This window comes from Methanomassiliicoccaceae archaeon DOK, assembly GCA_009911715.1.
Lineage (GTDB): Archaea > Thermoplasmatota > Thermoplasmata > Methanomassiliicoccales > Methanomethylophilaceae > Methanoprimaticola.
In genome coordinates this window covers 226,948-250,254 of record CP047880.1, presented here as the reverse complement: position 1 = coordinate 250,254, position 23,307 = coordinate 226,948, and the positions used below count along the sequence as shown (strand labels likewise).

19 protein-coding genes and 1 pseudogene are annotated in these 23,307 nt (G+C 60.4%); 1 reads left to right on the top strand and 19 read right to left on the bottom strand.

What is annotated here, in order from left to right; translation table 11 throughout:
- Positions 1 to 8: 8 nt before the first annotated feature.
- The 14 genes and pseudogenes from glmM to JS82_01185 form a co-directional block, all read right to left on the bottom strand.
- Entirely contained in the window at positions 9 to 1,355 is a 1,347-nt protein-coding gene (glmM, locus tag JS82_01250) for a phosphoglucosamine mutase (GenBank protein QHK16833.1), read from the bottom strand.
- 7 nt (positions 1,356 to 1,362) lie between these two features.
- Positions 1,363 to 2,043, bottom strand: a complete 681-nt coding sequence (locus tag JS82_01245; GenBank protein QHK16832.1) for a DUF47 family protein — start codon at positions 2,041 to 2,043, stop codon at positions 1,363 to 1,365.
- Entirely contained in the window at positions 2,036 to 3,121 is a 1,086-nt protein-coding gene (locus JS82_01240; GenBank protein QHK16831.1) for an ATP-binding cassette domain-containing protein, read from the bottom strand. The genes JS82_01245 and JS82_01240 overlap by 8 nt, the downstream gene beginning before the upstream one ends.
- 1 nt (position 3,122) lies before the next feature.
- Positions 3,123 to 4,229 (bottom strand): ATP-binding cassette domain-containing protein, encoded by a 1,107-nt coding sequence (locus JS82_01235; protein ID QHK16830.1) that lies wholly within the window; start codon positions 4,227 to 4,229, stop codon positions 3,123 to 3,125.
- Positions 4,222 to 5,868, bottom strand: a complete 1,647-nt coding sequence (locus JS82_01230) for an ABC transporter permease subunit (GenBank protein ID QHK16829.1) — start codon at positions 5,866 to 5,868, stop codon at positions 4,222 to 4,224. Before JS82_01230 ends, JS82_01235 begins: the two co-directional genes overlap by 8 nt.
- A gap of 13 nt (positions 5,869 to 5,881) precedes the next feature.
- Entirely contained in the window at positions 5,882 to 6,103 is a 222-nt protein-coding gene (locus JS82_01225; GenBank protein QHK16828.1) for an RNA-binding protein, read from the bottom strand.
- A 329-nt stretch (positions 6,104 to 6,432) separates the two neighbouring features.
- On the bottom strand, positions 6,433 to 6,951 hold the full coding sequence (scpB, locus tag JS82_01220) for an SMC-Scp complex subunit ScpB (protein ID QHK16827.1): 519 nt from the start codon (positions 6,949 to 6,951) through the stop codon (positions 6,433 to 6,435).
- A gap of 67 nt (positions 6,952 to 7,018) precedes the next feature.
- A pseudogene (locus JS82_01215) lies at positions 7,019 to 7,822 on the bottom strand (chromosome segregation protein ScpA).
- A gap of 1 nt (position 7,823) precedes the next feature.
- Positions 7,824 to 11,408, bottom strand: coding sequence for a chromosome segregation protein SMC (smc, locus tag JS82_01210; protein QHK16826.1), 3,585 nt, complete (start codon positions 11,406 to 11,408; stop codon positions 7,824 to 7,826).
- Positions 11,409 to 11,569: 161 nt separating this feature from the next.
- Positions 11,570 to 12,349: an HAD-IIA family hydrolase gene (locus JS82_01205; protein ID QHK16825.1), complete on the bottom strand. Its 780-nt coding sequence runs from the start codon at positions 12,347 to 12,349 to the stop codon at positions 11,570 to 11,572.
- A complete protein-coding gene (locus tag JS82_01200; GenBank protein QHK16824.1) occupies positions 12,346 to 12,876 on the bottom strand; it encodes a uracil-DNA glycosylase in 531 nt (176 codons plus the stop codon). Before JS82_01200 ends, JS82_01205 begins: the two co-directional genes overlap by 4 nt.
- On the bottom strand, positions 12,873 to 13,400 hold the full coding sequence (locus JS82_01195) for an orotate phosphoribosyltransferase (protein ID QHK16823.1): 528 nt from the start codon (positions 13,398 to 13,400) through the stop codon (positions 12,873 to 12,875). Before JS82_01195 ends, JS82_01200 begins: the two co-directional genes overlap by 4 nt.
- A gap of 4 nt (positions 13,401 to 13,404) precedes the next feature.
- On the bottom strand, positions 13,405 to 13,977 hold the full coding sequence (locus JS82_01190) for a CDP-2,3-bis-(O-geranylgeranyl)-sn-glycerol synthase (GenBank protein ID QHK16822.1): 573 nt from the start codon (positions 13,975 to 13,977) through the stop codon (positions 13,405 to 13,407).
- Between the two features lie 74 nt (positions 13,978 to 14,051).
- The gene (locus JS82_01185) at positions 14,052 to 15,458 is read right to left on the bottom strand and encodes a DHA2 family efflux MFS transporter permease subunit (protein QHK16821.1); all 1,407 of its coding nucleotides are present in this window, start codon (positions 15,456 to 15,458) and stop codon (positions 14,052 to 14,054) included.
- 81 nt (positions 15,459 to 15,539) lie between these two features.
- On the opposite strand from JS82_01185, the gene JS82_01180 reads away from it, so the two are divergent.
- A complete protein-coding gene (locus tag JS82_01180) occupies positions 15,540 to 15,998 on the top strand; it encodes a nucleic acid-binding protein (GenBank protein ID QHK16820.1) in 459 nt (152 codons plus the stop codon).
- 103 nt (positions 15,999 to 16,101) lie between these two features.
- On the opposite strand, the gene JS82_01175 is transcribed toward JS82_01180, so the two are convergent.
- From JS82_01175 to JS82_01155, 5 genes are all read right to left on the bottom strand, one after another.
- Positions 16,102 to 17,193 (bottom strand): geranylgeranyl reductase family protein, encoded by a 1,092-nt coding sequence (locus JS82_01175; protein ID QHK16819.1) that lies wholly within the window; start codon positions 17,191 to 17,193, stop codon positions 16,102 to 16,104.
- A gap of 4 nt (positions 17,194 to 17,197) precedes the next feature.
- On the bottom strand, positions 17,198 to 18,106 hold the full coding sequence (locus JS82_01170; protein ID QHK18353.1) for a polyprenyl synthetase family protein: 909 nt from the start codon (positions 18,104 to 18,106) through the stop codon (positions 17,198 to 17,200).
- 172 nt (positions 18,107 to 18,278) lie between these two features.
- Complete coding sequence (gene nuoN / locus JS82_01165; GenBank protein ID QHK16818.1) at positions 18,279 to 19,763, bottom strand: NADH-quinone oxidoreductase subunit NuoN; 1,485 nt, start codon at positions 19,761 to 19,763, stop codon at positions 18,279 to 18,281.
- Positions 19,763 to 21,268: an NADH-quinone oxidoreductase subunit M gene (locus JS82_01160; GenBank protein QHK16817.1), complete on the bottom strand. Its 1,506-nt coding sequence runs from the start codon at positions 21,266 to 21,268 to the stop codon at positions 19,763 to 19,765. Before JS82_01160 ends, nuoN begins: the two co-directional genes overlap by 1 nt.
- Position 21,269: 1 nt before the next feature.
- Complete coding sequence (locus tag JS82_01155) at positions 21,270 to 23,306, bottom strand: NADH-quinone oxidoreductase subunit L (GenBank protein QHK16816.1); 2,037 nt, start codon at positions 23,304 to 23,306, stop codon at positions 21,270 to 21,272.
- Between the last annotated feature and the right edge of the window lies 1 nt (position 23,307).

Sequence of the window (23,307 nt, the reverse complement as noted above, 5' to 3'; positions counted from 1 at the left end):
ACGGACCGTCACGAGGAACCGAGGAATGACAGAGCCTCGGACTCGTACTCTTCGGCCCTGCTCTGGGCTATCGCCTCGTCCTTGGACTCCGAATATATCCTGAAGAGCTCCTCCGTCGTCGAGGGCCTGAGAAGGATCCATCCGTCGTCGAAGTAGATCTTCAGACCGTCCACGGTCTCGACACGGTTACCCGCGACCCCATCGGAGAAGTGGTCCAGAAGCTTGGACTTCATGGCGTCTGGACACGGGACGTTGCGCTTTACGTTATGGTACCTCTCGAAGGCGGACATCTGCTCCGAGAGAGGGCCGTTCTTGGCGACGCATTCCAGCATCTTGGCGAGGGTCATGAGACCGTCTCTGCAGAGCTGGATCTCCGGGAAGACCATGCTCCCGTTCTCCTCCCCTCCGAAGACGGCCATGTTCTCCTCCATCTTCTTGACGACCACATGAGAACCGACAGCGGTGTACTTCAGAAGACCGCCGTTGCCCTCCACCACATCCTCGACTATGGCCGAGGAGCTGACGGGCGTGATGACCTTGCCCTTGTGCTCCTGGAGCATGGCCTTGGCAATCAGTGCCAGACTCACATCGCCTATGACGTAGTCCCCCTTCTCGGTGACGAAGATCGTGCGGTCCCCGTCCCCATCATGGGCGGCACCCAGATCCGCCCCGACCTGTGCGGTCAGAGCCATCAGCGGAGCGATGTTCTCCTCCGTCGGCTCGCTGCTGCGACCGGGACTCTCGCTCTGGGGGTCGGCATTGATGGTGAAGGCCTTGACATTGAGCTTCTTCAGAAGCAGTGGGGTCGCGATGCATGTGGCACCGTTCGCGCAGTCGATACAGACCGTCAGCTTCGCGGCACGGATCGCATCGGCATCCACATGGGAGACGACGGCATCCACGTGTTCGATGATGGCTCCAGTGCCCTTGGTCATCTCCCCGATCTCCGACCACTCCGCAGGGGCGATGTCGGTGGAACAGAAACTCTCGATCGTCTGCTCCTCCGCACGCGTCGCCTCGATCCCGTCCTCGCGGATGAACTTGAAACCGTTGTAGTCCGGGGGATTGTGGGACGCCGTGATGACGACGCCCCCCGTGATGTCGTCGTGTGTCTTGACGTAGTACTGGAGAGTCGGCGTCGGGAGAATGCCCAGGTCGACGATGTCGCATCCGACCGACATTATGCCTGCCGACACCGCACTCTTCAGCATGTCCGCGGAATCGCGGGCGTCCGTGGCCAGGGCTATCCTCCTGCCGTACGTCCTCCCGATGGCCTTGCCGATCTGGAGGGCCTTCTCGGGACTGAGGTCCCTGTTGGCAGTGCCTCTCACGCCGTTGATCCCGAAGAGTGTCATCGGACGGTCAAACCCTCTTCGCGTAAAAAAGGATGTTTATCGTGTCGGCGCAGCCCTTGCAGGTGTCGGCTGCCTCCTCGAGCGAATCCAGCATCCTCAGTGAGAGTATGACCGCCTTGTGGTCCATGTCGGCTGTCAGGATCTCCTTCATCACGGACATGTATGCCGCATCGATCCTGCGCTCCTGGTCCTTGACCCCCTGGATGCACTCGTCGATACCCACCCCGTCGGTCCCCAGGACCTTGATGGCGTTCATCAGGCCGTTGACCTCTGACTCCAGGTCCGACACCGTGGACGAGAACATGCCCCATACGTTGATCGGTATCGCAGCCCCTGTGTCCAGGACCAGCTGCAGGTGGATGGCGGCCTCCTTGCACCAGTTGGCTATGCTGTCCGTCTTCTTGACGAAGTGCATGAAGTCCTCCCTCTCCTGAGGGCCGAGCTCCCCTATGCTCATCTGATTGCACAGGCTGTCCTCCAGGGCGTCCGCCTCGTGCTCCGAGGCGTACAGCCTCTCGATCGCCTTCAGGGCGGCCTGGCCATCCCCGTTCTCCATGCAGCGCATGGCGGCCCCCAGTTCCGTGACGCAGTCCAGAACCGACAGCGCGTGCGCGCGCATCCCGTTCTGGATCACATCCTCCTTCCTCTTGCCGAACCATCCCAGAAGTCCCTTCGCATCCTCACTCAAGTTTAATCTCCTCCTCTATTCCGCCGCTCGGCCTCTCGAATACTACGACGGCCTTCTTATTGAAAACAAGATAGACGACATCGCCCTCCTCCGGGACGTCCTCGTCTGCGGATACATTGAAATCGACGAAATCACGGCTCTCCGCCATGGTGCGGACCCTCCAGTAGGTGCCCATGAAGACCACGGACCTGACCTCTGCCCTGAGACCGTCGTTCGCTGTGTAAACGTGCTCCGGACGGACCGATATCACTACCGGGTCGCCCACGTTGAAATCTGTCTTGGAGGTTCTGACCTCCTGCCCGCCCCTGAGCTTCACACGGGTCTTCCCGTTCTTGCCCTTCTCCGACACCGTGCATTCGAGCAGGTTCGTCTCGCCAACGAAGTTGGCCGCGAATACAGATTTGGGGTGCCTGTAGAGTTCCAGGGGGGTCCCCACCTCCGCCACAGAGCCGTAACGCATCAGCACGATGCGGTCCGACACCGACATAGCCTCCTCCTGGTCGTGGGTGATATGCAGGACCGTGATGCCGAGCTTCTTGACCAGTCTGCGCAGCTCGTACCTGAGCTCCACACGGACACGCGCATCCAGAGCGGACAGAGGTTCGTCCAGCATGAGCATCTTCGAGCCGGAGGCCAGGGCCCTTGCTATGGCGACTTTCTGCTGCTCCCCTCCGGAGATCTCCTTGGGGAGCATGCCGGCACGCGAAAGCATGTTGACGAGACCGAGGTACTCGGTGGAGAGGGACTCCATCGCCTCCTCCCCCTGGTCCTTGACCCTGGGGCTGTACGCCACGTTCTCCTTGAGGGTCATGTGCGGGAACAGGGCGATGTTCTGGAACACGTATCCCACATCCCTGTCCTCCAGCGGGACGTTCGTGACGTCCATGCCGTCGACGAAGACCTTGCCCTCCGTCGGAGTCCAGATTCCGGATATGACCTTGATCAGGGTGGTCTTGCCGCATCCCGAGGGGCCTAGGATCGTCACGTACTCACCGTTGTTTATGTCGAGGTTGATGTCCCTCACGGCGTAGAAGTCGCCGAACCTCATCGATACATGTTCGAGCTTTATCCTTGCCATGTCAATCCAACCTCATCTCCTCCTCGAGCCCCTCCGGGGGCATGGGGAACACGGAGGCCTTCTGAGGAGCCCATGAGATCCCCACACGGTCCCCGACGGAGTAGTCGTCGTACTTCCTGTTGGGCAGGCTGGCGGAGATCAGCCCGATACCGTCGACACCGATCTCGACCGTGATCGTCACGCCCTCGTAGAGGACACGCTCGACGACGCCGACCATGTATCCTGACACCTCCGGATCCTCGGATGTTTTGGACAGCCTGGTGAAACCGGTCTTCACCGATACCACGGCCTCCGACCCCTCCCGGAGGTCCGAACCGCGTGCGAGCACCCTGACTCCGGGAGCGACCTCCACGACGGTCTGTACGCCGGACGAGACGACCCTCCCAACGAGCGTGTTGGAGCGGCCGACGAAGTTCGCCACGAAGGGCGTGGCCGGGTTCTCGAACACATCCCTGGGGGTTCCGAACTGTATGATGCGGCCCTTGCGTATAACCGCGATCTTGTCGGCCATCTCCAGGGCCTCGTCCTGGTCGTGGGTGACGTGTATGCATGTGAGCTTCATCTCCTTGGCGAGGGACCTGAGCTCCTTGCGGAGGTTGATCCTGAGGCGCGCGTCAAGAGCCCTCAGGGGCTCGTCCAGCAGGAGTATCTTCGAACCTGACGCGAGCGCCCTCGCCAGCGCTATGCGCTGCTGCTGTCCTCCTGAGAGTTCGTCGGGCCTCCAGTCCGCCTTCTGCTCCAGGTGGACCATGTGCAGCATGCTCCTCACGATCTGCTTGGAGCTGTCCTCCGGCCACCCCTTGATCCGCGGTGCGAACATGACGTTGTCGTACACGTTCAGATGGGGGAACAGCGCATAGGTCTGGGAAAGCATCGTGGCGTTGCGCGAGTCCACGGAGTCCTCTGTGACGTCCCTGCCGTCGAGGAACACCTTCCCGGAGTCCGGATGGGTGAGGCCGCAGACCATCCTCATGCAGGTGGTCTTCCCGGCCCCCGTGGGGCCCAGGATGCAGACGTACTCCCCGTCGGCTATCGTCAGCGAGAGACCGTTGGCCGCGACCACACCGTCGAAGCTCTTGCACAGGTTGTCCAGGACGATCTCAGGCATCGCGTCTCGACCTCCTTCCGGTTATCGCCCTGAGGCCGAACATTATGATGAAGCATATCAGGATGAGGACTATGGAGCACATGGCCGCCTCCGTGTAGAGGCCGTCCTCGACCAGATGCGTGATGTAGATGGGGACGGTGTTGACAGTGTCGCTGATGGATGTGGTCGCACCTGTCTCGCCCAGACTCCTGGTGAACGCCAGGATGCCTCCGGCGATGACCGCCGACTTGATTATCGGGAACAGGACCTTCCTGAACGCCTGGAACGGCTTCGCGCCGAGGGTCATCGACACCTCCTCGTAGGCCGGATCCACCTCCTCGATCGAACCTATCAGGTTCCTGACCACCAGCGGGTACGTGAACGAGATGTGTCCGAGGATAACCAGGACGAGGTCGAATGAGCTGTCCAGACCGAGACTGCCCCAGAACAGGAACAGCGAGAATCCCAGGGCGGTTGTCGGGATGATCAGCGGCACGTTCACCAGGCCGTCCAACAGCTGCCCGAGCTTGCCCTCCCTGTGCCTGGCGATGTACATGGCCATCGGGACGCCTATCACTATGTCGATGGCCACGGCTATGCCGGCCACCAGGAACGACGTCCCTATCGATCCGAACAGCTGTCCGTAGTCTATCGTAGGGATCGGCTGCGTCAGATACAGGAATATGTAGAACGTCGGGAGAAGGACGACCACGATGAGGAACGCGATGGTCAGGAAATCCTTGGCCTTGGGGAGCGCCCCCCTGCTGACCTTCCTCCCCAGGTCGGGCCAGACCTTGTTCATCGGGAAGCGGAACTTGGCGATGAGCTTCCTGACGACCACCAGCAGTATGAGCGCCAGCACGATCATTATCACACTGATGAGGATCTGCGCGCCCATCATCTGGTCATCCGTGTACCAGCTCTCGTCACTCTTCAGGAAACTGATGAAGGACGGACCTGTGAAGAACGATGTCTGGACGCCCATCATCGTGAGCGCGATGTATGTTCCGCCTGTCTCCGAGAGGGACCTTGCGAAACAGAGGATGAATCCCGTGGCCAGTCCTGCCCTGAACAGGGGGATGGTTATCGTGCGGACGGCGGTCCACCTGGACGCTCCGAGAGTCATCGCGGCGGTCTCGTAGTTGGGCTCGATCTGCTCGAGTATGGCGGAAAGCGAGCGCACCATGTACGGGTATGTGAAGATGATGTGCAGGAGGATCACCAGCATGTACGGGGACAGGCTGAGACCCAGGCCGGGGATGTTGATGCCCTCAGGGGATATCCAGAACATGACGACGGATATCCCGATGACGGCGGTAGGGAACGCCAGAGGCATGTCCAGCAACGTGTCCAGCCACTTCTTGCCCTTGAAGTCCTTGCGGACCATGATCCAGGCCATCGGCAGTCCGACGAGGATGTCTATGACGGTGACGATAAGCGCTATGCTGAACGAGTTGGCGACAGCACTGATGACCGTGTTCCTAATGCCCTCGTCATTCAGGACCTGGTCCACGAGACCCCAGTCCGTGAACATGTGGGTGACGACGAATATGGACGGTATCGCTATGACGACCACGAACACGGCGCATGCGAACGCGAACCATGCCCTGCGGACTTTTGAACTTCCGGAAAGCTCGTCGATCCTGTTCAGAAGAGACAAGGGAGCACCGCCATCAGAGAATCGCTATGCTTACGACGTTGCTTCCACGCAGGACGACCTTTCCGAGACGCCTACCGTCCGAACCCTCGGCCCCTGACTCCATGGTGTCCTCGAGAACCATGTTCATGTACTCGTCGAACCCGACGAGCCTCCCCTCGAGGGACCTCCCGTCTTTCAGCAGGAGGGATATGCGCTTGTCCAGAGAGTTCTCGAGCAGGGCTACTGGCATAACCATATCTATCGTTCATCGGAGCCAGTTCTTTTGTTATATAGATTTGGTATCCGAACATACCCGTAATGATAATACACGAACATCCATGGACACATACATCGCGGAAAAACGGCTTATATAAACACCAGGGAAGGCTCCGCAGACCTCCGTCTCCCGTCGGAAACGGGATGCCTCTACGTCCGGACATGGGTTTCTGGAACCGACAAATGTGCAGGATCAGATTTCGGATGTATGATTGTCATTCAACAATATGCGTGTAATCGCATACCAAACAACAATACGTAAACACAACGGTCGCCGGCGGGGATGGGATGTCCGCCGGGACCTGCGGGTCACTCGTCCTGGCCCTGCGGGGAGTTCTTCGCCTGGGCCTCTATCCAGGCCCTGATATCGGACTTCCTGGTGGAGCCGATGCCGAAGTACTCGGAGAACTTGTTGGTGGTCGTGAGCTCCAGCGTCTGGCCGGACTTCTTCCCGGAGACGAACCCCATCTCGATGAGTCTGTGGACGTCGTCGTAGGTGCGCGGCCCGCGTGTCTTCAGCAGCGCGGACTGCAGCACGGGCTGGTTGTACGCTATGGTAGAGAGCGTCCTCATCACGCCCGCCGGCATCTCCGCCTTGGCGAACCTGCCGGTGAAGTCGGAGTACTCCGTGCGGAGCATCATCCTGTACTCGCTGCCAACCTTGGAGATCATGATGGCCGAGTCGCGCTCGTCGTACTCCCTGCGGAGATCCATAACGGCTGTGCGGATGTCCTCCTCCGGGATCCCGGTCCTCGCCGAGATCTCCGATATCCTCAGACCCTCCGCACTGGAGAACAGCGCGGCCTCTGCCGCGCGCTTGGCGTCCAACTCAGATCACCGCCTCGGGGATCCTCCCCTCCGGGGAGTCCTCGATGGTCCCGGAGGTCCACTCGGTCTTGATCTCGATGTAAATCTCGCCGTACGGGAGGTCGTCCTGCCAGACGGCCAGACGTCCGTCCCTCACGAGGTGGAGCACCGACACGAACACCGTCAGGTTCTCGTCCAGGCTGCCCGTGTAGAGGTCGCGGATGCTGATCTGCCCTGTGCCGAGCTTCTCGATCCTCTTCCACACGGCCTCGATGTCCTGCTCGTCGTCCTCCTCGTGCGCCTTGTTCTGGAAGGTCTTCGGCTCCTTCGCCTTGAGCTCCGCGCGTACGCGCTCCCTCTCCCTCTGGATCTCGATCTCCTTCCTGGCGTCCTCGAAGGCGTCGATGAGCTCGTACATGGTCACCGGTCTGACCGGCTCCCTCTGGTAGGCCTCCCTGAAGGACACCTCGGGCACGTACATCGGCTCGTCGTCGTAGAAGAAGCTGTCGTCGACCTCCTCGAAGACCGGCTCCGCCGGAGGCTCGCTCCTCTCCCTGGTCGACTCAGACTGCATCCTGAGGATCCTCCATGCCATCAGCAGGAGCTTCCCCGCGACGATCATGTCGAAGCTGTCCGACGAGACCTTGGCCTCGTACATCCTGACGAACTGCGACAGGTCGATCTCCCACGGGTCCATGCCGTTCTCCAGGACCAGGCTGAACACCGCCCTTATGGACTCGTCCACCGGATCCTGGAGCCTCTCGCCGGACTCCGCCCGCGAGAGGATGTCCATGTATCCTCCCAGGCGCCTCAGCGACTCCTCGTCGTCCGCGAGCGCCTTGTGGAACAGCAGATGCTGCTCCAGCTCCTCTATACTAACATTCCCATCCATCTCACTGCGCCTCCTTCTGCTTCCTGAGGGCCTCCTCCTCGTAACGGGAGACCTCTGCCAGGTCGGGCTGCATTATGACCCTGCTTATGCCGCTGGGCGGCCTTGTGACCCCGATGAGGTGGTCGGCCAGGGCCAGCGTGACCTTCCTCAGGGACACCTGTATGAACTGTGCCTTCGCGGAGCTCTCCTTGACCCTGCGGGCCACCATCTCCGCGTTTATGGAGTCCAGAAACATGTCCACCTCGTCCAGCACGTAGAACGGCGACGGCTGGTGCTCCTGGATGGCGAAGATGAACGACAGGGCCGTGAGGGACTTCTCCCCACCGGAGAGCGCCTCCAGCTTCAGCAGCTTGCCGTTCCTCGGCTTCGCGTTTATCATCAGGCCTCCGGAGAACGGGTCGTCCTCGTCCTCCAGGCCCATGAACGCCTCTCCCCCTCCGGAGAGCTGGGCGTATATCGATTTGAAGTTCTCGTTCACCGCGTTGTAGGACTGCATGAACAGCCCCTTCTTCTTGGACGTCAGGTTGGACATCAGGTCGGTGAGCTCCCTGATGTGGCGGTTGAGGCTCTCCACCTCGGCGTTTAGGCCGTCGAGACGGGCCTTGCGCTCGTCGTACTCCTGGATGGCGCGGAGGTTCACGTTGCCCAGCTTCGCCATGATGGACTCCTGGGCCCTTATCGTGCGTCTGATCTCCTCCTCCGAGGGTATCGGCGTGGCGACCTCGATCGTTATCGCCTCGACCTCCGCCTTCAGTGCCTCGACCGACTGTGCGAGCTGGATCTCCTGGGCCCTGAAGGATTCGAGTGCCGCGGCGGAGTTCTCCATGTCCTTCGACCTCTCCCTGATCTCGGAGTCGAGACGGTACTTGTCGGCCACCAGCGCGTCCTTCTGGTTGCGCAGGTCCTCTATGCCGCCCTCCATCTCCGATTCGATGGCGCGGAGCGCGTCCAGGTCTATCCTGGCCCTCTCCATCAGCGCCTTGTTGTCCTCGATGACGCGCGCATCATCCTCTATGGCGCGGTTCACCGAGTCCAGCTGCACCTGGAGGGACTCGTTCTGCTTGCCGTATCCCGCGACCTCCGTGTCTATGCCGCCGAGCTGGAGCTTATAGTCCGAGATGGACTCCCTGAGCTTGTACATCCTGTCCCTCACGGCCTGGATCCTGTTCTGCAGGTCCACAGGGGCGATCTCCGCCATGCGGGACTTGATCTTCGCCCTCGAGTCCGTGAGCGCGGACAGCCTCTCGGAGACGTCCCCGAACGCCGTCCTGGCGGATTCGAGCTCCGCGTCTGCATCCGACACCCTCTGTCTTGCGGCATTCATCTCCGCGGATGCGGAGGAGCGTGTCTTCTCGAGCTCGGCGACCCTGCCCTTGAGCTGGGCCATCTGCTCCCTCTGCTCCATGCCCGACGCGGACGCCTTCCTCATCTCGTCGTCTATGCCGCGGATCTCGTCGCGCACCTGCCTGAGCCTCTGACGGACGTCCTCCAGGGCGTCCCCCGCCTTCCTGAGCTTCTCGCCCACCTCGGCGAGCTTGTCCTCGGAGGCTGCGCCGAACTTCAGCATGTTCTGCTGGCTCAGGTTTCCTCCGACCATGGCTCCAGATGCCTCGATGAGCTCCCCGCCCATGGTGACGATCCTGATCCCGCCCATGATGCGGCGGGCGGTGTCCATGTCCCTGACGACCAGTGTGTCTCCGAGGACGTACCAGAACGCGTTGTAGTACTTCTGGTCGAAGTCGATGAGGTCTATGGCGTATCCCTCGGAGTCCTTGACGCTCATGATCGCCTTCGCCCTGGGCTTGCCGCCCATCATCTTGGTCAGCGGGAGGAACGTCACGCGCCCCAGCTTCTCCTTCTTCAGGTAGGCGATGGCGTCCGCGGCGACCTGGTCGTTGTCCACGACCACCGCCTGCATCTTCCCGCCGGCTGCAACCGAGAGAGCGGTCTCGAAGCCCTTGTCCACGGTCGCAAGCTCCTGGATGGTGCCGTGTATCCCCCTCATCTCGCCGCGGTTCCTCAGCGACAGGATCGCCTCGACGGCGGCGCTGCCGCGGTTCATCCTCTCGGAAACCTTCTTCTCCGCCTGGAGGGCGTTGTACTCCGCATCAATCCTCCTGTAGGCGGACACGAGTTCGGTCTCCTGCTTCTCCAGCTCGGACTCCCTGCGCTTGGCGTCCAGGATCCTGTTGCCGAAGTCCTCCGTGCTCGGACCGGCCTCGGCCTTCACCTGCTCCAGGCTCCATTTGGCGTCCTTGATCTCGAAATCGATGCTCTGTATCCTCTCGTCCAGGTTCGCGAACGCGGTGTGGGCCTCCTCCGAGGCCGCCTCCGCCTTTGCCAGCCTGCCCTGCGACGACCTGAGCTCGGCGGAGCATGCATCGAAGTCCGCCTCCACCCTCTCGAGCTCGCTCTGGAGCTCCTTCTGCTCGCCGCCGGTGTCGGCGATGGCGGCGGAGACCTCCGCCTCCTCCTTCCTGGCCGCCTCCATCCTGGACTCGGCCTCAGCCATCTTCACCAGGAGGTCCTCGCGGTTCTGCCTCAGCATCACCACCTCGGCGTTGTTCCTCGAGATCGACTCCTCGAAGCTGGCCTTGAACCCGTTCTGCTCCTCCATGTCGGCCTCGGCCGCCTCACGGCGGTCCTTCCTGGTGGCGAGGTCGATCTTGGCCTGCTCGATCTTGGCCTTCAGCTCCCTGTACTCGGGCCCGACCTTCGACGCGATCTCCTCCTCCTTCTCGGAGATCTGCGCCTCCCTGTCGGCACGCTGCGACTCCAGTTCGGCCTTGGCAGCCCTGTCGGAGTCAATGCGGGACTCCAGCTTCGACATCTGGTCCGCCACGCCCTGCTGCTTGGCCTGCTCCATCTGGAGCTTCCTGTGTGAGTACTGCGCCTTGGCCATCTCCAAGGCCGCCTGCGCCTCCAGGTACGCCCTGGCATCCTCGCGGTCCCTAGCCAGACGGTCGACCTGGTGCGTGAGCTCCTCCACGACGATGCCTATCCTGTCCAGGTTGGTCTCGGCCTCCTGCCTCTCCGTCCTGGCCTTCTCGATGTCGGCGTCGAAGCTCGCTATCCCCGATATGGCGTCTATGATGCGCCTCCTCTCGATGGCGCCCATCTGCACTATGCGGGTCACATCGCCCTGCTGGACCAGGTTGTAGCCGTCGGCGCTGATCCTCGCCTTGGTGAGGAGGCTGTCGAACTCGGTCATGGTCGACTTGCGGTCGTTGACGTAGAAGTACGAGCTGTAGTCGGTGCCGTTGTCGGACAGTTTGACGTAACGTGTGAGCCTGACGGTGTCGTCGTCCCACGGCATGAGACGGTCCGTGTTGTCGAAGACCAGAGAGACCTTCGTGAACGACGCCTTCCCCTTGGACTTGCCGCCGTCGAAGATCAGGTCGGTGAGCTTGCCGGCACGGACGGCCTTGGAGCTCTTCGGACCGAGGACGAAAAGAATCGCATCGGTTATGTTCGACTTTCCGGAGCCGTTCGGCCCCGTGACAGCTGTGTAGCCTTCCATCAACGGCACCACCAGTTTGCCGCCGAACGACTTGAAGTTCTCCATCTCGACCGCTTTCAAATGCAAACGTTACACCTCTGGGGCACCGCCCCTGCATCCCATCGCCGTGCTGTCCGGTCGCTGGCCGAGGCCCCTTCAAACCTCGGGCGCGCGCACGACTTAAAATAGTATGTCGTGCGCTTATTTAAAGGGCGGGGGATGCCAGACGCATCCGGACCCGCCGTTTTTCAGATCGTGCCGTCGACCATGCCGGGGATGTCCGCGACGGATTCGACGACCGCCGTAGGGTTCTTGCCCCATCTCGAGAGCATCTCCCTGTCGGTCTCCCCCGAGAGCACCAGTATGGACTGCGTGCCCGCACTGACGGCCATCTCGATGTCCGTTGTGAGCCTGTCGCCGACCATGACCGTGTCCTCGGGGGCAACCCCGAGCTCTCCTGCTGCCATCTCTAGCATCAGCCTGTTGGGCTTGCCGATGACGGTCGCCTTGGTCTGGCACATCTGCTCGAACATCCTGATGAACGGCCCGATGTCTATGTCGTACGAGTCCTCGGTCGGACAGACGTCGTCCGGATGGGTCGCTATGAGCTCCGCCCCCGAGTTGAGGAAGTGGAAGGCCTTGTTGATCTTCTCGTACGTTATGGTGGTGTCGAACGTGAGAACCACGATGTCTGGGTCATCCTCCGTCAACGGGATTCCAGCCGCGCGCAGCTCCTCGACGACCGCGGGGACGGCGACCGGATACACGGTCCTGCCGGGACGCTCTGTCAGGAGGTACCTGATGGTCGCGATCGTCGAAGTCAGGATGTTGTCGAGGTTCACGTCGAAACCGAGACGGGTGAGCTTCTCGAGGTAGAACGACCTACCGTGGGACGAGTTGTTGGTAAGGAAGACGAACGGGATCCCCCTCTCCCTGAGAAAGGACACGAACTCCCTCGCCCCGGGGATCGGCACGCCGCCCTTGTAGACGGTGCCGTCCATGTCTATCATGAAGCCGCCGAACCTCATTTGAGCCACTCCGCGACGACACGCATCGTCTCCTGGAGGGCGGCGCGGGAGTCCTTGTTGTATATCGTCGCCGCGGGATGGTACGTGGGTATGAACACGATCTCCCTGTCCCGGATCCTTATCGTCATAGGGATGTTCACGATCTCGGACATCGGACCGTCGTAGCCCATCAGGTCGCGACAGGCTGACTTCCCCAGTCCGACGACCAGCCTGGCATCGTAGAGCTCCGACTCCAGGAACGGACGGCACGCCGCCATCTCCTCCGGCATCGGATCCCTGTTGTTGGGGGGCCTGCACTTCACGGTGTTGGTGATCATCACCTTGGTCCTGTCGAACCCCGCCTCCTTCATCATGCCGTCCAGGATCTTCCCTGAGCGTCCGACGAAGGGGCGGCCCTCCAGGTCCTCAAACTCGCCAGGGCCCTCTCCCACGAACACGATCCCGTGGGACGGGTTGCCGTCCGGCAGGACGATGTTCGTGCGGCCCCTGTGCAGGTCGCATAGCCTGCAGTCGGGATCGGGCCTCATCTCTTCACCAGTTCGGAGGCCTTAACCAGCGGACGGAAGTCCACTCCGGCCTCGGCGAGGTTCTCGGCGCCGCCTCCCTCGCGATCGATGACCGAGATGACGTGGCGCACCTCGGCGCCCGCTTCGCGGAGGGTGCCGATGGCCTTGATGCTGGAGCCGGCGGTGGTGATAACGTCCTCGACGACGAGGACCCTGTCCCCGGCGTTGAGGTCGCCCTCTATGAGCTTGCCGGTTCCGTGGTCCTTCTTCTCCTTGCGGATCATGACATACGGGATGCCCGTCTCGAGTGCCAGTGCTGTTGCCAGAGGGACGGATCCTAGGACGACGCCCGCGATTCTGTCCGCCTCTATGCCCTCGTCGCGCATCTTCTGCGCCATGAGCCTGGCGATGAGACGCAGCACCTCGGGGTTCGTGCTGGCCTTCTTGATGTCGATGTAGTAGTCGCTCTTCGCACCAGAGGCGAGTGTGAACTCGCCGAACTGCAGTGCGCCGCATGATTTCAACGCTTCTGAGAGTTCGCTCATGGAATCACCAGGGCTCCTTCTTGAGCCCCATCCTGTAACCGATGATGTTCACCACCCTGTGTATGGCGAACATGATCACTATGATGAAGATCAGGGCGGCTATGTGCCAGCCCTCGATGTAGTTGGCGTAGACCCAGTCCGGATAGAACAGCGCGGTCACGAGGAACGCCCCTATCACGAAGTCGTACTGGTCCAGGACAGGGGCCTTCTGCCCCCTCTCCATGCCCAGACGGCGCTTTATGAAGGCTCCGCCCAGGTCTCCCAGGACCGCACCGAACGCAAGGCATGCGAGGACGCCGACGTTGTCCCAGAACGGTCCGTATCCCCAGTAGTCCACAGGATCCCAGATGGACGATATGGCTATCAGGACCAGTCCGAACACGATGCCAGACAGGGCACCTCCGAAGAATCCTCTCCAGGACTTCCCGTCACCGAAGATCCTCTTGCCCCTCCAGGACTTCCCGAAATCGATCTTGGTCTTCCCTCCGAAGATTACAGCCGCGGAGTTCGGAACCATGGCGGGAAGGAAGAGCCAGAGTCCCGTGAACATTATGACGATGACTCCGATCGCATCCATGGGTACACCTGGTGTGGAATGACGGATTGGACGTATAATTGTTGTTGACGTCCCGACGCCCGCTGTGTCGCGTATCAGCTGTCAGGCGCCCTGTTCGCCGCCTCCCTCTTCCTCTCGTCCACCGCATACGCCGCAACCATCGACACCACAGAAAGGATCACGGCCCACAGCATCGCGAAGGACATCCCTGACATGAAGGCCTCGGACGTCAGGTCCTCTATCGGGACCCCTCCGGCACCCGCGCCCGATGTCAGGAGCGATGCGAAGAGAGCAGTCCCCACCGTGCTTCCGATGTACATGAAGAACGTCATCAGAGAGGACCCGATCGCCTTGTCCTTGGGCTCGAGCGAATCCACTATGCGACCCGAGGATGCGGCCCCGCAGAACCCCCAGACCAGACCCATGCCGAGGGCGACCACGACCAGCGGCACCACACCCATCTCGGGCTCTATCACATACAGGACCGCGCTGTAGGCTATGCCGAACACCGTCGCGATGATCGCGAACGTCCTGCGCCCATGCTTGTCCGAGTAGTTGCCCACCGGCACGTTCAGTATCAGGGACACCACCGACGGCAGGAGGAGCATCACTCCGCTCTGCATAGATGTCATCCCGAGCTCCAGATCCATGTAGAAGGGCAGGATGTAGAGCACCCCCATGTACACCAGGTTGATCAGGGTGTATGAGAGGAGAGTCAAGTCCAGGTCGCGTATCTTGAACAACCTGACATCAAAAAGCGGGTTCCTGGACCTCAGACTCTCCAGAGCGAACAGCGCCAGCAGGACGACGGCCAGCACTGCGAAGACGACGCACACCATCCTCTCGTCGGGATACGAGACGCGCTCCAGTGCTATTACGCCCGATCCGACTCCCGAGAACAGGAGGAACGTCCCCTTCAGATCCACTGTGACCTTGCTGGTCTCCTCCCTGGGAAGCGACAGGTGACCGAGGACGACCCCCAGTACGCCAATCGGGATGTTTATTAGGAATATCCAGTGCCATGACAGCATCCCGACCAGGAACCCGCCCAGTGCGGGGCCCAGGGCGAAACCGAGCGCGGATGCCACGGACATTATCCCCAGGGACCTCCCCAGATGTTCCGAGGGCAGCAGTTTGACGCATATCATCGGTGCCACGGCGGCCAGGGCTGCCGCCCCGATGCCCTGAACGACCCTCGATGCTATGAGAAGCGAGAGGGAAGGGGACAGGGCGCAGGCGGTGGATCCCGCTGTGAAGACGACGAATCCCAGCAGGAACACCTTGCGGATGTGCCCCGCGTCGGCGATCCTGCCGAACGGCAGGAGTAGCCCGGCGAGCATCAGGAAATAGCTGATCGTCACCCAGGACACGACGCTCGTGTCGGTGCCGAACCCGTGGGCGATCGAAGGGAGCGCCACGTTGACGATGCTGCCGTCTATCCCGTCCATCAGGACACCCAGGATCATCGTCGCGATGAGAAGCGCGGTACCTCCCTTGAACATGGTTGGTCGAAGCAACCATCCGTGAAATACCTATCGGATTCCTCCGCATCGGTTATCAAAGTGTACCGTCATCCACCTCCCATGTTGGTCCTCGACAGCTCCGCATTCTTCTCCATGGACGCCCTCCCAGATGAGGAGCATGTCTGCCCGCCAGGAGTCATCAGGGAGCTCGAGAAGTACGAGGACCCCCGCCTGGCGCTCTGGGGAGACATGGTGCGCGTCTCCGACTGCTCCAAGGAGTCCCTGGTCAGGGTCGAGGAGGCTGCCAGGAAGAGCGGCGACCTCGGAAGACTCTCCCCTGTCGATATGACGGTGCTGGCGCTCGCCCTCGACGTCGATGGGACGATATGGTCGGACGACTACTCGATCCAGAACGTAGCGCGCATCATGGGCATAGGCTTCAGACCAGTCGGCATGAATGGTATACAGAAAGTGGTCAAGTGGAACTATCAGTGCATCGGCTGCAAGAAGTGGTACAAGGAGAAGATGGCCGAATGCCCCATCTGTGGCTCGCAGATGAGGGCATGCAGGCGCAAATGACATCCTGACAACACTGTTGCAAAATGCAATCGCACATCCGCTGTCGACTGCTTCTGAAATGACGACGGCATCCTCGCATCACAGACAGCTATCGCGGACTTCATCACGGGAAGATGCGCTTGCAGCGTATGAGGTTGCCCATCCTCCTCTGACCGAGGATGTTCATGCACATGACCGTGCTCTTCTCGGACCTGAAGGCGAACGTGTCGGCGAGCTTCTTGTTGAACGCCGCGGTCTTCAGAGGCTTCTCCAGCACATGTCTCCACTGCGTCTCGTAATCAGCCAGAGGGCTCCCGGATCCTATGTTGGATGCCGCCACCTTTCCGCAGATGCGCCCGGCGATCATCGCGAGCGGTATCCCGCCTCCGTTGACAGAGATGACCTGTCCGGCTGCATCTCCGACGACCATCCCGTTGCCGGACACCGTCCTGGCTATGGGACCCTCGCTGGGGACATACTTGCCCTCCAGCTTCATGTCAACCTTGAATCCGCGCTTCTCCGCAAACCTGTCGAAGTACTCGGACAGGCTGCCGTTGGAGAACTTGGGGGAGAACCCCACACCGATGTTGGCGCGCCCGTCCTTGGGTATGATCCAGCTGTACGCTCCGGGTGCGACGTCTCCGAAGAACATGTAGAGGTAGGGCTCGAAATCCCCCTTGACCTGTGCGGTGACCGCGGGATACGGGTTCTGGTTCCTGGGAAGCCCCAGACTCCTGGCCACACGGGACCCAGGACCGTCGGCACCGACAATCACCTTGTACCTGACGTCTCCCTGGCTGGTCTTGGCGACACCGTTCTCGATCCCCTTGAACAGGCAGTTCCTCTCCAGGATGGCCCCCTCCTCCACGGCGATCTTCGCCAGATACTGGTCGAAACGGTCCCTGTCCGTGGTGTAGCCCTCATGGTCCAGGAGCGTGATCTTGCCCTTGGGATCGACGAGCTTTATGCCGTGGGTCTCCAGACAGCGGAGTTCCTGGGGGATGTCGAAGAGGGAGTCCTCATCCACGTAGTTCGGGAACATGCCCTTGATCTCCTCGATGGACGGCATGAACTCACCGCATCTGACAGGGACGCCCACTTCCGGACGCCTCTCTATGAACATCACGCTCGCTCCGCCCATGGCGGCATATCTGGCTGTGGTGCTTCCGGCGGGTCCGGAGCCTACCACCAGGACGTCTACGTCTGTTCTGTCCATGGAATCACCTGTCCCTGCTCACTATGTAGTGGGCGAGACTGAGAAGGGAGTTCTTGTAGATCGAGTCAGGGACCGGGTCGAGACATCTGATGGCCTGGTCGACATACTCCTCAGCTCTGGCAAGACACCTCTTCACCGAATCGGTCGCACGTATGAGCTCCAGGGCCTCCCTGACGTCGTCCATGGTGACGTCGACCTTCTCGAAGAGCTCGACGAGCCTCGGACCGTGCACCTTGTCCTGCATCGCGTAGATCACAGGGAGTGTGGGTTTTCCCTCGATGAGGTCAGTCCCCACCGCCTTGCCTGTGCTGTGCGGATCCCCTGTTACATCGAGGGTGTCATCCACTATCTGGAAAGCAAGACCTATGTTGAACGAGAAGTCCCCAAGGGCCTCCAGCATGGAGCTGTCCGCGTTGGCGACGGCGACACCGGACTTGGATGCCGCCTCGAACAGCTTGGCGGTCTTGCCGGTGATGATGGTGATGTAGTCCTCCTCCTTGACCTTGGATGCATGCTCGAAGTCCTTCTGGACGAACTCGCCCGCACCCATGGCAGCTGAGGCATCCACGATGTAGTAGACGATCTGAGGTGCCTCTGCGGCGAGAAGACGGAAACCCATGGCGAACATGTAGTCGCCGGCGATAATCGCCTTGCTTATGGTGTACTCCTTGTGCAGGGTCTTCCTGCCGCGCCTGATCTCACCCTGGTCGTTTATGTCGTCGTGGATGAGAGTGGCACTGTGGATAATCTCGAAAGCGGCACCGACCTTGATCGGCGTGATCATGTCCTCGCCGCCAACGGCACCGTAGCTGAGTATGCAGAGCGCAGGCCTGAGGCGCTTGCCTCCCGACGCTACGACGTACTGACACATCTCGGTGAGTTCGGGATTCTCGGACTCGAGGTCTCTCATCATGATTTCCTCGACTTTCTCGAGTTCCCCGTCTATACAGGAGTGCCACGGCTCAGACATCGGTTTGTCATAATCATTCGGTACTTAAAACATATCATGGGCCCGCTGGCACATCCGAAGAAGAGAAGGAAAGCGTTTGGGAAGAGGTTTCGGGAAGAGGTTTGTTGGATCGTTCTCAGCCCAGCAGGGCGGCCGCAGCCGTCTCGCAGAAGTCGAAGATCAGCTGGGGGTAGACTCCCAGAACGATGACGAAGATCACACAGATCGCGATGGCGACAGTGAAGATCTTGGGCACCTTGATCTTCTCGGTGCTGGGTCCCTTCTCGATGTACATCGCCTTGACGACCCTCGCGTAGTAGTACAGCGAGATGGCCGAGTTGAGGATGGCGATGAAGGCCAGCCAGACCCACTGGGAAGTCACTCCGTCCACACCGCCGATGGCGGAGGAGAACAGGAAGAACTTCGAGGTAAATCCTGCCAGAGGCGGGATTCCGGCCAGCGAGAACAGGAACAGCATCATCGCGGCTGCCATGAACGGGGCCCTCTTTGCCAGTCCCTTGTAGTCGGAGATCTTCTCACCGATTCCGGCGCAGATGAGTGCACCGACGATGAGGAACGCTCCGCCCTTCATGAACACGTGGGTGAACATGTGGAACAGACCGGCGCTGAGTGCGTACTCGGACATGACGGCCATGACGATCAGGATGTATCCTGCCTGAGCGATGGACGAGTAGGCCAGCATCCTCTTGATGTTGTTCTGGGCGATCGCCACGATGTTACCGACGGTCATGGTGAACGCGGCGATGATGGCGAAGAGGTACTGGACCTCCTCACCGGCGATCTGGGCAGTTGCGCTGCCTGCGACGAACATCACCAGGAAGATCTGGAAGAAGACGCCCAGACCCATCTTCTTCGATCCAGTTGCCAGGAACATGGAGATGGGGGAGGCGGCTCCCTCGTACACATCGGGTGCCCACATGTGGAAGGGCACCGCTGCGATCTTGAATCCGTAACCGGCGATCATACAGATGAGCGCGATTGCGAACATCCAGTTCATTCCGGTCAGCTGGGTGGTCTCGGCGATGGCGGAGATGTCGGTGGTTCCGGTCAGACCATACAGCATGGAAATACCGTAGATGGTCAGAGCAGTGGACATTCCTCCGATGATCACGTACTTCACACCGGCCTCGGCAGCCCTTCCATCCTTCCTCTTCATGGTGACCAGGGCGTAGGACGAGATACTTGTGAGCTCGACTCCCACGAAGATGGTCAGCAGGTCGGAGGATCCGGCAACGAACATCATACCGATGGTCGCTCCGGTCAGCAGAGCGTAGTAGGCTCCGACGTGGATCCTGGTCGTCTCGGTGCTGGCGTTGGAGACCAGCACGGCCAGGAACAGGACGATCTGGAACAGCAGGATCATCAGACCTGTGTACGCGTTGTACTCGTACAGGCCCATGGCGTCACCGACGAAGTTGTCGGTGAGCATGATTCCGTTGACGATCATCGAGATGACGGTCAGCACCAGGGCGAAGGCCCAGGTAGCTGTGCGCCTCTTTCCGATGAACTGCACTGCGGGAAGCAGCAGGGCGCTGATTGCCAGGATGATTATGGGCGCGAAGGCCGCGTAATCTCCGAAGATTCCGGTTATGTCAACCATCAGATCACCTCCGCAAGGGAAGCCACGAGTCCATCGACGTAGGGGTCGATGAACAAGAGGGCGGCGTCGGGCCAGACTCCATAGAGGGCGACGAGGACGACGAGGACGGCAAGGGCGACAGCCTCGCACTTGCTGACATCGTGGACGTGCTCGAGGTCGATCTTGGTGGTCTCGGGTCCGAACAGGGTCCTCTGCATGGCCCAGATGTAGTAACCTGCGGTCAGCATGAGCGTCAGCAGGCAGAACAGGATGAGCCAGAGCATGTCGTTGGCCTGGATGAACTCGTAGAATCCGTAGACGAGAGGGAACTCTCCCCAGAATCCGACGAGACCGGGCAGTCCGAGAGAGGCCATGAATGCGATCATCATGAATGTCGCGTACATGGGCATCCTTCCGGCGAGACCGCCGAGGAGGGGCATCTCTCTGGTTCCGACAGCGTGTCCGGTGAATCCGCACACCATGAACAGCATTGCACTGATCAGTCCGTGAGCGAACATCTGGAAGATGGCGAACGTGATTCCGATGTCGGAGAGGCATCCGATACCGAGCATGACCATTCCCATGTGGCTGATGGACGAGAACGCCACCATCTTCTTGAGATCGGTCTGCGCGATACAGGCGTAGGCTCCGTAGACCATGGAGATCAGTCCGATCGCGATGATCAGCCACTGCCAGTACTCGGCTCCCAGAGGGAAGGCCTCGAGGCAGACGCGGATGATACCGTAGGATCCCATCTTAAGCATGACACCGGCCAGAAGGACGGAACCTCCTGTGGGTGCCTCGACGTGTGCGTCGGGCAGCCATGTGTGGAAGGGAACTGAAGGCATCTTGACCATGAATCCGAAGAACATCAGGGCGAAGACGATCGCCTGGAAGGCCTCGGAGGTCTGCGGCATCAGACTGTTGATTGTGTCGAAGGAGAAGTCCACGACTCCTCCGTTCATGGTTCCGGCTTCGAATCCCATGGCGAAGATACCGATCAGCATGACCAGAGACGCGACGTGCGTGTAGATCAGGAACTTGATGGCGGCATAGTGCCTCCTGGGACCTCCGTACCACGAGATCATGAAGTACATCGGGATCAGGGTGATCTCCCACATGACGTAGAACAGGAAGTAGTCCGCCGCCAGGTAGACTCCCATGAGTCCGACTTCCATTGCCATGACCAGGGTGTGGAAGTAGTTGGGCCTGTCCTTCTCCTCTGCGGAGAAGACGACCACCAGCAGAGTCAGCAGAGCGGTCAGGAAGACCATCAGGATGCTGAGACCGTCGACTTCGAGTGCGAAGTTGATCACGATGTAGCTCGTGTCGATCCAAGCGTAGGACTCGGACAGCTCTCCCATGTCCGTTGCGAACATGATGTAGAGCGAGAGGATCAGCGTGATGGCGGAGAACACTCCGGCCACGTACTTCGCGTATTTCTGCCTCTCACCGCCCATGAACAGAGTCGCGATGGCTCCGATCAGGGGAATCAGGATGAGCAGGGAAAGTATCGGTATATCCATCTCACATACCTCCCATGATTACGGCGATGACGATCAGGAACACAGACAGGACTGCGACACCGAGGAGCACGACCGAGGAGTAGTCCTGGACGTGACCGGTCTGCATCTTGCTGAGGGAGTCTCCTCCTCCGACGACGGCTCCGGAGAGACCGTTGACGGTTCCGTCGATGACCTGCCTGTCGACGTAGTTGACGCCGCGTGCGACACCGTATCCGAGCTTCCAGGAGACCTGGTTGTAGAACTCGGGGAAGTACCACCTGTTGGCGAAGAGCTTGTAGATCCAGGACTGTCCATTCTTGTTGAACTTTCCGGGGTCCACGGTCTTCTTCGCGTACATGAGGTAGGCGATTCCGATACCGAGCAGTGCGAGCACGATGGTCAGGTAGGTGTAGGGGTTGGTGAACAGCTCCGTGAAGTAGTGGAATCCCTCCGCGTGGGCACCTCCAACGACGAATCCCGCATCGGTGACGTTGAAGGACACGACTCCGTCGAGTCCGAACATGATGAGGAATCCGCTCAGGACGGCGAACACGGACAGGATCATCAGGGGCACGGTCATGGTCTTGGGGGACTCGCCGTGGCAGTGCTGCGTGGCGTGGCCCTCCTCTCCCATGAAGGTCATGAACCACATGCGGAACATGTAGAACGCGGTCATGAAGGCGGTGATGACACCGAGGACCCACAGGACGGTGAACCAGACGGTTCCGTCGTGTCCGGCCTCCATCGCGATCTCCAGGACCAGGTCCTTGGACCAGAATCCGCTGAAGAAGGGGAATCCGGCGATGGACAGGGAACCGAGGAGCATCGTGATCGATGTGATCTTCATGTGCTTGTGGAGGCCTCCCATCTCCCTCATGTCCTCTGTGCCCACGGCGTGGATGACAGATCCGGAGCACATGAACAGCAGGGCCTTGAAGAAGGCGTGGTTCATCATGTGGAAGCATCCTGCGGTGAATCCGGCGACACCGGCTGTGATCAGCGCGGTGCCCTCGGCTCCGCCCATGTCGAGTCCGAGAGCGATGAGGTAACCTCCGGCTCCCAGAGCGAGGACCATGTATCCCAGCTGGGAAACGGTGGAGAACGCGAGGACCTTCTTGATGTTCATGTTGTTGAGCGCCATTGTGGCGGCGAAGATTGCGGTGACTCCTCCGATGATACCGACGAAGAGCATGACCTCGGGGTTCTGGACGAACAGAGGGTATCCCCTGGCGACCAGGTAGACTCCGGCCTTGACCATTGTCGCGGCGTGGATCAGAGAGGAGACGGTTGTGGGACCGGCCATCGCATCGGGCAGCCAGTCGTGCAGGGGGAACTGAGCGCTCTTACCGATGACTCCACCGAAGACGAGGAGCATACCGAGTGTCAGCATGTTGGGGTCGGCAGCCGCGATGTTGGCGGTGTCGAACATTGTGGTGTAATCGAGGCTCTGGAACTCGCCCAGCAGGATGAACAGACCGGCCATCAGGCACACGTCTCCGAGACGGGTGACCAGGAAGGCCTTCTTGGCTGCGGATGCCGCGTTGGCGGAGGCAGCGTCTCCATCGTTGTGCCTGAAGGACCAGAATCCGATCAGCAGGTAGGAGCACAGTCCCATGACCTCCCAGAAGATGAACATCTCCAGGAAGTTGCTGGAGACGATCAGTCCGAGCATTCCGGTCAGGAACAGGGAGACCTCGGCGTAGTACCTCGTCCTCCTGGGTCCCTCCTCTCCCATATATCCGATGGAGTACACGAAGATCAGGGTGGAGATGAACGAGGAGAACAGCATCATCATGCAGGTGAGGCCGTCCACGTAGTATCCGAGGTGCATCGTGATGTCGCCGATCGAGAACCACTCGATGGACTGGGTCACGGGGTTGGGGTACTGGTCGCCGGTGAGGTACTCGTAGGAGATCAGCGCGGCGATGATGAACGAGATGAGTGCTCCCGCTATTGCGATGTATCCGCCTTTCTGGGGCGTTTTCCTGCCGGCGAGGCCGATGATCAGGAAACAGAGCATCGGGATGAGGGGCACCAGATATGTGTATTCTATGAACATC

Coding starts and splice junctions, on each gene's coding strand:
- glmM (QHK16833.1), bottom strand. CDS start 1,355: ATGACACTCTTCGGGATCAACGGCGTGAGAGGCACTGCCAACAGGGAC.
- JS82_01240 (QHK16831.1), bottom strand. CDS start 3,121: ATGGCAAGGATAAAGCTCGAACATGTATCGATGAGGTTCGGCGACTTC.
- JS82_01235 (QHK16830.1), bottom strand. CDS start 4,229: ATGCCTGAGATCGTCCTGGACAACCTGTGCAAGAGCTTCGACGGTGTG.
- JS82_01225 (QHK16828.1), bottom strand. CDS start 6,103: ATGGTTATGCCAGTAGCCCTGCTCGAGAACTCTCTGGACAAGCGCATA.
- JS82_01205 (QHK16825.1), bottom strand. CDS start 12,349: ATGAGGTTCGGCGGCTTCATGATAGACATGGACGGCACCGTCTACAAG.
- JS82_01200 (QHK16824.1), bottom strand. CDS start 12,876: ATGAGGCCCGATCCCGACTGCAGGCTATGCGACCTGCACAGGGGCCGC.
- JS82_01195 (QHK16823.1), bottom strand. CDS start 13,400: ATGAGCGAACTCTCAGAAGCGTTGAAATCATGCGGCGCACTGCAGTTC.
- JS82_01190 (QHK16822.1), bottom strand. CDS start 13,977: ATGGATGCGATCGGAGTCATCGTCATAATGTTCACGGGACTCTGGCTC.
- JS82_01185 (QHK16821.1), bottom strand. CDS start 15,458: ATGTTCAAGGGAGGTACCGCGCTTCTCATCGCGACGATGATCCTGGGT.
- JS82_01180 (QHK16820.1), top strand. CDS start 15,540: ATGTTGGTCCTCGACAGCTCCGCATTCTTCTCCATGGACGCCCTCCCA.
- JS82_01175 (QHK16819.1), bottom strand. CDS start 17,193: ATGGACAGAACAGACGTAGACGTCCTGGTGGTAGGCTCCGGACCCGCC.
- JS82_01170 (QHK18353.1), bottom strand. CDS start 18,106: ATGATGAGAGACCTCGAGTCCGAGAATCCCGAACTCACCGAGATGTGT.
- nuoN (QHK16818.1), bottom strand. CDS start 19,763: ATGGTTGACATAACCGGAATCTTCGGAGATTACGCGGCCTTCGCGCCC.
- JS82_01160 (QHK16817.1), bottom strand. CDS start 21,268: ATGGATATACCGATACTTTCCCTGCTCATCCTGATTCCCCTGATCGGA.
- JS82_01155 (QHK16816.1), bottom strand. CDS start 23,306: ATGTTCATAGAATACACATATCTGGTGCCCCTCATCCCGATGCTCTGT.